General features: G+C 63.5%; 9 protein-coding genes and 2 pseudogenes. 6 read left to right on the top strand and 5 right to left on the bottom strand.

Features of this window, described 5'->3' with window-relative positions:
* Positions 1–1,385 (top strand): hypothetical protein (locus ACUN0C_RS19790; protein ID WP_445468133.1); only part of this gene is annotated, 1,385 nt, incomplete at its 5' end.
* 706 nt (positions 1,386–2,091) lie between these two features.
* Here ACUN0C_RS19790 and ACUN0C_RS19785 read toward each other — a convergent pair.
* Positions 2,092–3,121: pseudogene (locus ACUN0C_RS19785) on the bottom strand (IS110 family transposase).
* 54 nt (positions 3,122–3,175) lie between these two features.
* Here ACUN0C_RS19785 and ACUN0C_RS19780 point away from each other — a divergent pair.
* Positions 3,176–3,304 (top strand): hypothetical protein, encoded by a 129-nt coding sequence (locus ACUN0C_RS19780; RefSeq protein ID WP_445468134.1) that lies wholly within the window; start codon positions 3,176–3,178, stop codon positions 3,302–3,304.
* A gap of 1,196 nt (positions 3,305–4,500) precedes the next feature.
* Here ACUN0C_RS19780 and ACUN0C_RS19775 read toward each other — a convergent pair.
* From ACUN0C_RS19775 to ACUN0C_RS19765, 3 genes are all read right to left on the bottom strand, one after another.
* A complete protein-coding gene (locus tag ACUN0C_RS19775) occupies positions 4,501–4,761 on the bottom strand; it encodes a DUF6894 family protein (RefSeq protein WP_445468132.1) in 261 nt (86 codons plus the stop codon).
* Between the two features lie 43 nt (positions 4,762–4,804).
* Entirely contained in the window at positions 4,805–5,071 is a 267-nt protein-coding gene (locus tag ACUN0C_RS19770; protein ID WP_445468131.1) for a hypothetical protein, read from the bottom strand.
* 1,083 nt (positions 5,072–6,154) lie between these two features.
* A complete protein-coding gene (locus tag ACUN0C_RS19765) occupies positions 6,155–6,355 on the bottom strand; it encodes a DUF6894 family protein (RefSeq protein WP_445468130.1) in 201 nt (66 codons plus the stop codon).
* A gap of 110 nt (positions 6,356–6,465) precedes the next feature.
* On the opposite strand from ACUN0C_RS19765, the pseudogene ACUN0C_RS19760 reads away from it, so the two are divergent.
* Positions 6,466–6,642: pseudogene (locus ACUN0C_RS19760) on the top strand (DUF7220 family protein); the annotation flags it as partial.
* The gene (locus ACUN0C_RS19755; RefSeq protein ID WP_445468129.1) at positions 6,642–7,085 is read left to right on the top strand and encodes a phage terminase small subunit P27 family; all 444 of its coding nucleotides are present in this window, start codon (positions 6,642–6,644) and stop codon (positions 7,083–7,085) included. The pseudogene ACUN0C_RS19760 and the gene ACUN0C_RS19755, both read left to right, overlap by 1 nt.
* A 394-nt stretch (positions 7,086–7,479) precedes the next feature.
* Here ACUN0C_RS19755 and ACUN0C_RS19750 read toward each other — a convergent pair whose 3' ends face one another.
* Entirely contained in the window at positions 7,480–9,255 is a 1,776-nt protein-coding gene (locus tag ACUN0C_RS19750) for an alpha-amylase family glycosyl hydrolase (protein WP_445468128.1), read from the bottom strand.
* A gap of 576 nt (positions 9,256–9,831) precedes the next feature.
* Here ACUN0C_RS19750 and ACUN0C_RS19745 point away from each other — a divergent pair.
* Positions 9,832–10,956 (top strand): sensor histidine kinase, encoded by a 1,125-nt coding sequence (locus ACUN0C_RS19745; RefSeq protein WP_445468127.1) that lies wholly within the window; start codon positions 9,832–9,834, stop codon positions 10,954–10,956.
* Positions 10,957–11,529: 573 nt separating this feature from the next.
* On the top strand, positions 11,530–11,735 hold a 206-nt coding region (locus tag ACUN0C_RS19740), incomplete at its 3' end, for a hypothetical protein (RefSeq protein ID WP_445468126.1).

The raw sequence follows: 11,735 nt of genomic DNA, 5'->3' as shown, positions 1-11,735 counted from the left end.
TGAAGCTGGACCAGATGCATGCCGACAAGGCCCGGCTCGACACGATCATGGGCTGGCTCTCGGTCACACCCAAGGAACCCCAGGCACCAGTCTGTACGGTGACCACGGCCTCCGAAGATCTGGCGCCTCTCGCCAAGCAGCAGCAGGAGCACGAGGCCGAACAGAGGGCTCTTAGGGCCGAGCTGAAGCGCCTGCCCAAGGTCGAGGTCGGGGACGTCTCCGCGATCGAGGCCTGGGAGGCGTGGCAGGCCCGTGAGGCCTTCCTGCGGCAGCATCCGATGCCGATCATGACCGCAGCGGAGATCGAGGTCGCCGAGTTGCACCGTCAGCTGGCCGACATCAACCAGCATATAGAGGAGCACCTGTCGCGCGGCTACCACGAATGTCCGAAATGCGAACATCGCTGGGCGATCGAGCAGTCGAGCGTGGATCGGCTTCGCGACGAAGCCCGCGCCCTGGAGGCCCGGATCCCCTACCCGGCCGAGCCGATGGACAAGACGAAGCTGGAGCGGGCCAAGCGGATCCTCGCCAACTGGGAGGCTCACTGCCACGACTTCGTCGACGCTCCCGAGGCGTCGAAGCCCGGCTTCACCCATCAGGACATCGAGAACCAGGCTCGCCGGGCGGAGATCGAGGCCCAGATCGACGACGAGGCGCACGAGGACTTCGCCGGCCAATACCAGGCCCGCCTCGTCTACGAGCGGGATCTGGCCCGCTATGAGCAGGAACTGGAATCCTACCGGGCCTGGCAGGCGGAGTGCAACGCGAAGGAAGCCGAAGCTACCGCCCTCGCCGAGAGCACCAAGGACCTGCTCCAGGTACAGGACCAGTACCAGAAGGCGATCGTGTACGAGACACAGCTCGCCGTCTTCGACCGGGATCTGGTCCGGTACCAGGAGACGCAGAAGAAGGTGAAGGAGCTGCGGGACGCAGCCGAGGCCTGGAAGAAGGCCAAGGCCGCTCTCGTCACCCTGCGCTCCCTCGTCAAGCAGCACCTGGTCCCGAGCCTGAACAGGGTCGCCAGCCATCTGATCAAGCAGATGACCGGCGGGCAGCGTCAGGTGATCGAGGTTGACGAGGAGTTCGAGATCACCGTCGACGGTCAGGCGATCAACACCCTGTCCGGATCCGGCAAGGCGGTCGCCAACTTGGCCCTTCGGATCGCCCTGGGTCAGGTCCTGACCAACAACGTGCTCTCGCTCTTCATCGGAGACGAGATCGACGCCTCCATGGATAAGGACAGGGCGGAAAATACCTCGCTAACTCTCAAGAGTTTGGCAGTTAAGGTCTCACAAATCCTCCTCGTCACACACAAGTATCCCGAAGCCGACTATTACATCCCCTTCTCGACGCACTCGTCCGGCGGGGGAACACTACCAGCGTGAAATGCCGAGAAAGTCATCACACTTCAGGCAATCGGACATCGTGCGGGCCGTGAAAGCCGCTCAGGCTTGCGGCCTCGAGATCGTTCAAACCGAGATCGCTCCCGACGGGCGGATCACGATCTCTCACAAGGGCCAAGGCGCCCAGGAACACCCAAATCCGCTGGATGCATGGAGAGCCAACAGGAATGCGCGTCAGGCTTAGAGGGGTCAACAGCGTTCACAAGAAGCTGGCTGACGGAACATGCCGAACCTACTGGTACGCGTGGAAGGGTGGGCCACCGCGATGACGGCCCCGTCTGCCGAGGGACGAAGTGAGCCCATTTCTCGGGCGGCGCACTGGCGATCCAGTTGAACTGACGATTCAGTTTGTCGCCGCGGCGTCGCTCCCTTGAGGCCGTCGAGTTCGCTGCCCTTGAATGGGTCGACTGGTTCATGTATGGAGGCCCCCGTTCGCGCAAGGATAATTTGACGGTGCCGGCGCGTGATCGGGTGCGGTCATGTATCAGGCCTCGAGTTGCGGCCATAGTCATGCCGCGGGCCGGTATGGAGATGCGCGGGCCAAGTGCAAATCAACAAACGCGAGCTCAAGGCTCGTAAACCAGTCCTGCGTTTCCTGACCCCGATCTGACCGATCAGTTTGCCCTTACCGTTCTTCGTCCTCCCTACACGCCCGATGGCTCGGCTCGGTAAACCTTGATCCTGTAGATCAAGCCGCAGCCGTCACCGAGTTCTTGAAGTCCTCCTGCTTCGTCAGCATGGCCCAGGCAGCGCGAGCCATTTTGTTCGCCAATGCAATAGCGACAACCAATCGGGGCTTCCGATCGAGCATGCGTGCCAGCCAGGAACCTGCGGGCGCCCCCTTGCGGCCCGCCCAGCGAATGACTGTCATTGCGCCGATGATGAGCAGCCGTCGGATATCACGCTGCCCCATCTTGGATACGCGCCGCAACACCTGCTTGCCGCCGGTCGAAAACTGACGCGGCACCAGACCAAGCCAGGCAGCAAAGTCGCGACCGCGCTTGAAGGTCTCCATTGGCGGCGCGAACGTCTCGATGGCCATTGCCGTGACGGGTCCGATCCCGGGCATGGTCATCAGCCGGAATGTTGTCTTCGCCTGCTTTGCTTCCTGCGAGAGCCGCCTCTCCAGGTCAGCGATCCTGCTGTTCAGCTGCTCGATCTGCGCGAAGTAAAGATGACCGAGCTCGACGACGAGCGGATCAAGCGAATGCTCGACATTGGCGATGGCATCGGCCAGCACCTTGATGTTCGTTGCCCCCTGTGGGGCGACGACACCGTGTTCGGCGAGGTGGCCTCGCAGCGCATTGATGAGCTGTGTGCGCTGCCGCACCAGAAGATCACGTGTTTTGAAGGCCATGGCCCGCGCCTGCTGCAGTTCGCTCTTGATGGCGACAAAGCGCATGGTCGGCCGCAACGCTGCCTCGGCGATCGCTTCGGCATCGGCCGCGTCGTTCTTCTGTCGCTTAATAAATGGTTTGACGTAATTCGGCGGAACCAGCCGAACCTCGTGACCGAGATCGCGGATGGCGCGACCCCATTCGTGCGCCGAGGCGCAGGCCTCCATGGCAACGATGCACGGCGGCGTTCTGAGCAAAAAAGGCGAGGACCTGCGAACGAGACAGCTTCTTGCGGAATGCGACGCTGCCATCGGCGCCCGCGCCATGAACTTGGAAGACCCGCTTGGCAAGGTCCAGGCCGATGATGGTAACGTGGTCCATGGATGCCCTCTCTGCTCGTGGTGACTCTTGCAAGCACCACCTTGGCATACTGTGATGCCGTCGGGAGGGGGCATCCACTCCATCAACAACCGCCGCCTCCTCGAGCCGATCGGAAACATCCCGCCCGCCGAGGCCGAAGCCCTCTACTATGGCGAAAGCCGTGAGCACGCCATGGCGGCGTGACGCACACAAATCAGCCTCCGGCAAACCCGGCGCGGTTCACTGGGGGAGATATTTCTCCGTTAAGGTCCCGCTACTCAGCCGGATTGGTCGATATCCGGAGTTCGGCATTGTCTGATACAACTCCGTCCGGTCGGCTGGCGGACGGTATCCGTTGCCAGAGGATGCGGAGCCGCCAACCACATCAACAACGCGTCGGAGCTATTCATGTTGCTCGACGCCCGTCCCCCCTCGGTCTGCTCGCGGATAAATGAGCAGGCGCGATTGAGCAGAGCAAGAACCCCACGGGCGGGGCGCGTAACCGTCGGCTCCTCACGGCTCGTCGAGTTGACCATTGCCGAATTTGCCTCCCGCTGCTTCTTCGTTTTGTCTAGATCCGAGCCATGGCCTCTGATCCCGAGGTTGAAGCGACGGGGAGCCTGGTCATCGCCGAATGCCTTGCGCCCTCGAAGGACGAGGAAGCGGCCCGGGGAGCTAACCCCTTGATTGAGCACGGCCTCCGCCGAAGTTGAATTGTCATCACCTGCTCAATTACCAGTTTGCCGCAGCTTTCGAACGTAGTAGTTCGATCGTCCGTCCGGAGAGGGCGGGGCGCCGGCGAAGCCAGGAACGCGTTCGATGCTGATGCCTTCGCCGGCCAACCCTCTCGTCTATGGTTTGGTCGAAGTGGAACCCTTAGCTGGCGGTGCGGCGAGCGAGCAGCGGCGGCGCGGCGGGCTCGATTGGGCGTCTTCCTCCTCGCTTACCGCCACCTTGGCGATGACACGGGTCTGCACTTAAACTCGCCTCCCGCCGTCCGAGCAGGCGGGGCGCCGGCGAGGGCTAAAGAAGCCTTGGACCCCGCAGTTCTCGCCGGCGGACCTCGCGAGCCAGATAAGAGCGTTAACATGCAGTGCTACGTCTGCGGCAGTGAAGCGACCGAGCAGCCTCCTACCGGGGATCTGCACATCGTCGATTGCCCGCAATGCGGCTGGTACGGGATCGCGCGCACGGCGGTCGCGGTTTTTCGGGAGGAGGAGATGCCCGCGGAGGATCGGATGGCGCATCTTCAGGGAGCCCGCGTTCACGCCGGGCGAGACGAGATGCCGGTGATAAGGAGCGTGGAATAGGCGAATGCGCTCTGACGACCACGCGTGAGCTGCAACGCTGCCGTTCAGCGGTGGATGGCGACGTCATTTCCCGCGCGATTCCCGCAGCGGCTACCCGCCATGCCGCGCGGGGTAGGGGTGTACACGATCGAGACGCATTGAGACGCTGACAGTGAGGACCCGCTGCCTGCGTTCGTTGCTGACCTCGACCGTCACCTCGCGGGCATCGCCCTTGGGGAGGAGATCGCGACCGATGCTGGCGGCCGATTCCGCGGCTTCGCGTTCGGCCGAATCCAGGTTCGGAAACTCTAGCCCCTCCTCGCCCTTTACGAAGCGGGCGCCTTCACGAATGTCGAAAAAGAACCGCGGCATCAGGCTAAGGTAACAGGCTGCGGCCGGAGCCGGCTATCCCTCCTCATTCGGCCGGTGCTTTGGCCTGGCGGCGATGCGGAAGCTCGACCGCAATGAGGTTGGCTATTGCGGCCTCGACCAGCAGGTCGCCAATCTCGTGAGCGCGACCAGGAATGCCGAGATCCTGGGCGATGGAATGCGCCAGATTGTCAGCCTCAATGATGCTTTCGTCCGCGTGAGCTTCTCTGATCGCCTGTGCGATCCGGCGTTCGACCGGGCTGTCCCTGGCGGTCCATCCCCAAACTCGAGCCAAGCCGAGAGTGTAGCGCACTCCCACGGCAGGCCGCACAGAATTGCGGGAGCCGCTCCTCCGCCGCAGGTGGCCCCAGGCTAGAGGGCTCGGCCCCTGCGACCGGCTGAGCCCGCGCGACGACCCGGGATTGCCGGGCGCGGGCTGGATTCCTACCAGAGCTTTTAATGACTTGCGAATGGGCGCGGCGGTCGGAACCACGTGCTCGCGCGTGCCTTTGGAGTCCCCAAGCGGCGTCAGTGGCGCTGTTTGGGAGGTACCCATGCCACAGCTTGCACCCGACACAAACGACTCGAAGGCGGTACTGCTCCTCTCGGAGATGTTGACGAGAGAGGAAGCCGGGAAGCGCTGGATTGCGGCTACCCTGCTTCGGCGGATTCGCTCATGTTCCGTCGACCAGGCCCAACTCGATCGGCTGGCCGATGAGATCGCATCCGATTGGGGCCCGGAGCTTACCGGTTACTATTGGGATCTGTGCCGAGAGCTTGGACTGTGTGATTGACCGCTGGTGAAATGTGCCAGCTGCTCTGACGGCGGTCTGGAAGCTTGGTGCGACTATGCAGCGGCCTGTGCCCATCTATGACGCCGCTGTCCGGACCATCCTACTCCGCCGGCGGCGGCCCCCACGCTGGGGGTCCGGCCCGGCGACCAGCTCGTCAGCCAGAAGGGGTGGAGCCGCAGCAAGGGAAGCGATGGCCGAGCCCGCATCCACGTGCCCATCGATTCTCATCATGAAAGCAGCCGGTCCGATTGTCCCTCGCTTGACTCCACCGCCGAGGTGAGCCTCCTCGCGCAGGTGCAACGGCTCGAGCGGGAACTCCCGACTGCAATCCGGGAGCGGGACGATGCGCGCAGTCGCGCGACCGATCTGGGCATCAGGGCCGCGCAGGCAAGAGCCATGTGCGAAGTCCTGGAGGCAAGACTCGGGATCGTCGAAGTGCGCCGCGCACGACCCTTCTGGAGCCGTCTGTTCCGTCTCGCGTCAGCCATGTGAGGTTCAGAAGATGCTCACGTTGCCGGCGTGAGCGTCCGCTGCAGACGGCATTCGGACGATCTGGCTCCCGCCCGGATCGTTCGGTCGATGTTGCGCCGGGAAGAGGACGGTCAGCGCGTCCGGCCGTCACTGGCGGCAATTCGGATCGACCAGTCACGCCAACCCGCATCGTCGTCGCCCACGGCGGTCAGGCAGTCGATCATACTCAGCGCCTGCCGATGCGCAGCCGCGAGATCGGCCAGCTCGTAGCCTTGCGGGTCTGACGAGCGGACGATCCGTCGCTCGTAGAATTCAAAGAAGAAGCGGGGCATGAACAACTTCAGTATACGCGACGCGGAAAAAGGCACATGCGCTCACGCGAGTCCCGCAACGTGAAGTAGTTCGTCAACTTGTTGTGACTCTCGGCTGAGCGGTCTTCCCCGCCTTCGGCATTCTGACCAGTCTTGCCGAGGACAGCGCCATCGCCGCCCTCTTCACCCTCGTCTCGCTCGCCCGCTCCTATCTCCTGCGGCGCCTCTTCGAACGGATCGGGACGGGCCGGAGAACCGGGCCCCGGCTCCGGCCGGGCGTCTACCGCATCGTCGCGGAGGACGTCTGATGCGGGGCCGCAAGCCGATCCCCACCGCCCTCCGGCTCATCCAGGGCAATCCCGGCAAGCGGCCGCTCAACATGGTCGAGCCGAAGCCGGCGCATTCCATGCCGACCTGCCCGGCCCATCTCTCGCCCACGGCAAAGGCCGAGTGGAAGCGGCTCGGCCGCGAGATGCACCGGCTCGGCATCATCAGCCAGCTCGACCGGGCCGCGCTCGCCGCCTATTGCCAGGCCTATGGCCGCTGGACCGAGGCGGAACGGAAGCTCAAGGAGACGCCCACCCTCATCAAGCTCCCCTCCGGCTACATCCAGCCCTCGCCCTGGCTCGCCATCGCCAACAAGCAGCTGGAGCTGATGCACAGGTACCTCTCCGACCTCGGCCTCTCCCCCGCATCCCGCAGCCGCGTCAGCACGATTCCGGTGATCGGGCCGAAGCCGTGGGAGGGGTGATGGAGGATTCTATAGTAGAATGCGCTGGTATCTCCGGTGCCGTGGGATCGTCATGGCCATCCTTCTCAGATTGCTCCCATTGCTGGTTCTCCCGTCGGCGTGAGCGTGTCAGCAGCCGAGCCGTTCCGCATTGCTCTTCCGCTCGACTGTGAGGTTAGCGGCACATCTTGGCGACGCTGTCGCGGCTGATCCCAAACCGCCGCGCCACCTCCCGCCGGCTCAATCCCTGAAGAAACACAAGCTGCTGAACGGTCGCGTAGATCTCCACGCCGACCATCCCGGATCGCCTCTTCCATCCTTGAAAGAGGCCGATCCTCCAGTGGCCGGCTTTTTGGGCCCTACGGCGCTACCACGGCCGCTCCACTGGCCGACTTTGCCACAGCCCTCAACACACTCATTCGGACTGCGAGAATATCACCACCGTGTAGGGGCCAATACTGATCCGACCGGAACATGGGAGGCCGTCACGCTCTTCCGGCCATGCCTCTGCATCGGGTGTGGCATGATTGGCGAAGTTCCCGCCGTAATTGTACGAATCACTGTTGAACAGCGTCCTCCACAGCCCTCCGCGTGGAAAGCCGATCGTGTAGTCGTCGAGGTTCCTGTTCCTGAGGTTTGCGACGACAACCACGCTGTCCTTTGGTCCCTGCTGGTCCCAACGGTGGAAGGCGATGGCCTTGGCGTCGGTGTTGCAGTGGAAGACGTGCATGTTCTGGCCACAGAGCCCGCGCGTCACCCTTGAGAGGTCACGCCTGAGCATGACAAGGTCGCGGTACATGCGAAGGATGCCGTTCTGCTCCTCGGCCCGGGACCAGTCGATCGGGTCATTGTCCTGGAACCACCGGTCCTCCAGCAATTCCTGCCCCTGGAACAGCATCGGAATGCCGGGGGAGGTAAGCACCAGCGCGCCGCCCAAGGTCGAGCGCTTCTTCGAGAACCAGCTGTCAACCTTGCCCGGCCAGATTTCCTCGGGCACCCGAGCCCGGCCGTTGGCGACCTCGTCGTGGGATTCGGTGTAGATGACGCGGCGAAAGGCGTCCATGTCGAGGCGATCTTCGATCGCCTTGGCCACGGCTCCGACGCCCCGCGAATCGTCGTCCAGCCCGATGATGGCGTTTCGGATCACATGCACGAAGCGGCTGTCCCACTGGGCGTTGAAGCCGGCCCCGCCGGCCGCCACGTCCCTCGTCAGCTGCACGTCGCCCTGCATGTCCTCGGCAATGCTGATCTTGCCCGGGAAGCGCTGCCGGATCTCCTGATTGATCCTTTGCATCAGTGCCCAGCCCTCGGGGATGTCCCCGTCGGGATCGCCGTCATTGCCCCCGATCCGGCGGATGAAGGCCGTGCCGTCCCAGCGCAGCCCGTCGGCGTGGTACTCCTCGAACCACATCAGGGCATTGTCGCTGAGATATTGCCGGACCTCCGCGCGCCCGTAATCTGGGCGCGTGGCTCCCCATGGCGTCTGGGCCCGTCGATCCTGATAGAAATAGATGCCGCCGCCGCCGTTCTCGCTCCAGCCGTCGAACTGCCACAGGTCCAGGTCGCTGGGGCCGAAATGGTTGTAGACCGCGTCGAAGATCACGGCGATGCCGTGCTGGTGCGCCGCCTTGACGAAGCGCTTCAGGCCGTCCGGCCCGCCATAGATGCTCTTGATGGCGAAGGGCTGGGCGGGGTTGTAGCCCCAGGAGAAATCCCCGGGGAACTCGACCACCGGCATCAGCCCGATCGCGTTGATGCCGAGCGACTGCAGGAACGGCAGCTTCTCGATTGCACTGTCGAAGGTGCCCGGGCGGCCCGCCTCGGTGACGTTGAAGGTGCCGACATGCAGCTCGTAGATCACCAGCTCGTTCCCGGTTGCCGGCTGGAACGCGTCATCGCCCCAGTCGAAGGCGCCCGGGTCGTAAATGACCCCGTTGCCAACGGAGTTCGTCACCTGCCGCGCATAGGGGTCGATCCGGGATTGAACTCCGTTGGGGCCATGCAGGAGGTAGCGGTATTCATCGCCGGGCTTGGCTTCCGGGACATCGGCGGACCAGTGGCCGTTCTCCTCGAGGTGCAACGGCGTCGCGTCCTCGACCCAACTGTTGAAGCTCCCGGTTACGAACGCCTTGTTGGCGTGCGGTGCCCACACGCGGAAACTGACGCCCGCCGCCGTGACTACTGCACCCATTCGGCTCTGGGCCAAGGGATGGGCGGTCGTCGGGGAAATCACGTGCTCGTCAGTTGAAGTGCGGCGATGGTACAGCAGGGCTCACACCGGCTTGCAGTCGAGATGGTCGGCTTATGCCCCGGCCTCGGCCCGGGTATTGTCGAGGATGCTCGAAGGAGAGCACGGCGTCCCTCTGAGCGTACCAGGTTTCCAAGCAGCGGACGGTCCTTGACCTGGTTCGCGCTTCGCCCGATCGGCCCCTCTTCGCATTCGCGGGCGTATGGTGCGGCTGGCTCCGAACGCGAGGCACGAAGACCGATACCATCTTGATCCTCTCGCCGATACTTCACCAGTCTCACTCCGCCGGGTCACCTTCAGCACGATTCGGCCGGCGATCGGAGACACTCCGCCGAGACGATCGCCCCGCACTCTTACACGGCTCTTCGTCCGCAATCGCCAGTTCCGCCAACACGCTGCCTCGGCGTTCACGAAACCGGCAGCAGGCTGTGCAGCTGACATTGAATGGCGCGTAGCTCGGTCACATTGCGCTGGATCAATGTCGGACGTTAGAAGATGGAACCCACTAGGCGCGCTGTCGTGGGGGTGACGCTCATGGGGAAGCAAGAGATGGCGCGCGGGGGAGCCGCTTCATCCCCCGAGATTGGCAGCAGGCCGCCTTTGTGTGCCACGGAAGCGCCAACCGACGCTCTGCGCTGGTTCTGGCTTGCCCAGTTGCTTCATGATCTGCCGATCGCCCTGCGCTTCACTCTGGCCACGTGCCCGGTGCTGTTCACGTTTGCCGTCCAGCAGCTGTTCCTGCCAGAAGCGGCAGACTACCCGTTCATCTACTTCGTTCCCGCCGTTCTGTTCAGTAGCCTGTTCCTGGCTCGTGGGGCCGGACTCTGGACCGTAGTTCTGAGCGCCGCCCTTATCGCAATCTTTCTGCTGCCGTCCCCCGCCCGCATGGATCTGCTCTCACCACGGGACCTCATCGCGCTGCTGCTATTCGTCGGCACAGGGTGGGCCACCGTGATCGTGTGCGAGGCACTCCACGACGCGCTCTTCGGGCTTGCCAGTGCCAACTCGCGTTTGTCTGAAGCAAACCGCCGCATCGCCGCCTCGGAGGAGGAGAAAGAACTGCTGCTCGACGAAGTCACGCATCGCTTCAAGAACGACCTGGCCAACCTGACGGCAATCCTGCGCCTCCAGGCGAATGATACGTCCGATCAGATCGCCCGTGCCGAACTCCTGGCGGCCTCCGATCGCGTGCATGTCCTCGACCGTGTCCATCGCCGCCTTTCCATGAAGGAGAAGGTCGGAATCGTTGAGGTCAGCGCATTTCTTTCGGAGCTCTGCGAGGACCTTCGTGCCGCCCTGATAGGTTCGAGACCGATTGAGCTGACCAACGACATCGAGCGCAGCTACTTGCCGTTAACCCAAGCGATCACGATCGGGCTAGTGACCAACGAGCTGATCACGAATGCCCTCAAGCACGCTTTTCCCGACGGCCGCCCCGGCACGATCACGGTGCGGCTGAAGAAAGAGGGCGGAACATTCTGCCTGAGTACCGCCGACAATGGCAATGGCGAGCGCTCGGCCGTGCCCAGCACCGGGCTCGGCCAGCGGCTCGTCCGTTCGATGGCGCAACTCCTGCGAGGTCGCTACGAGATGATCGGCACTCCACAGGGCACGACCTGCACTCTTAGCTTCCCTGCAAACTGAGAATGGGTCACCGCTCGGATTTTAGGCTCGATCATGTAAATGGGGAGGACGTCAACGTTGCGCCCGCGCTGGCGGCCGCCGATATCGGGGTCACTGTGAGCGCGCGCGGCGACGGCCGCGTCCGACGCGGTCGGAGCCGCCGCCGCGCCAGCCGGCACAATCGGAAGCGCTACAGCGAGCGCTGGCGGATTGAGGCGACCTTCTGCTGGCCGACGGAGCCTTCGACTCTGGCACGGGCGTGCGGCGGAATTGCCATAGGTCAGGACCTGGACAATGCCGCCTATCCCGAAATGCGAGGAGCGCAGCTGAGCATGTCGCGCTGGCTTACTGCCTGTCGCTCGCGGGAAGACCCGATCTGCTCATTGAATTAATCAATCGCAATGACGGGAAGAATGTGGCCATGCTGGACCTATTAACTTGACGGGCGCGAGCCACAAATCGTCAACGGCCAGACTATGGAGCGGCCGCTGATCGTGACCTGCCCAGATTATGGCGGCGCACTGCAAAAGTTCACCGTCGGCACGGTCATGAGAACTCGGCTGCCACATCGGACATAGCTATACCGCAGGGATCATGACCGCGGCCCAATTCAAGGAGATGGAAGAAGTGATTCGGGCTGCGGTGCGGTTCCCCAACGAGCGGGTTGAACTCTGCCTCCAGATGGCCGAGCACGTCGAGCCGCCGACCGCGATACTTCAAGTGATTAGTATTCGGCCAGCAAGCAGGCGCTGGATCGGGCCTACAAACTCCTCCGCGAGCTCGTGGAGCAGGGCTGGCTT

The organism is Faunimonas sp. B44, from assembly GCF_052655945.1.
Note: the sequence above shows the minus strand (reverse complement) of the source record. Positions and strands in the feature narration are given on the sequence as shown.

Excerpts from the sequence above, each read along its gene's own strand:
- ACUN0C_RS19765 (WP_445468130.1), bottom strand. The coding sequence starts at position 6,355 with ATGCCCCGCTTCTTCTTTGAATTCTACGAGCGACGGATCGTCCGCTCG.
- ACUN0C_RS19755 (WP_445468129.1), top strand. The coding sequence starts at position 6,642 with ATGCGGGGCCGCAAGCCGATCCCCACCGCCCTCCGGCTCATCCAGGGC.
- ACUN0C_RS19750 (WP_445468128.1), bottom strand. The coding sequence starts at position 9,255 with ATGGGTGCAGTAGTCACGGCGGCGGGCGTCAGTTTCCGCGTGTGGGCA.
- ACUN0C_RS19775 (WP_445468132.1), bottom strand. The coding sequence starts at position 4,761 with ATGCCGCGGTTCTTTTTCGACATTCGTGAAGGCGCCCGCTTCGTAAAG.
- ACUN0C_RS19780 (WP_445468134.1), top strand. The coding sequence starts at position 3,176 with ATGCCGTCGGGAGGGGGCATCCACTCCATCAACAACCGCCGCCTCCTC.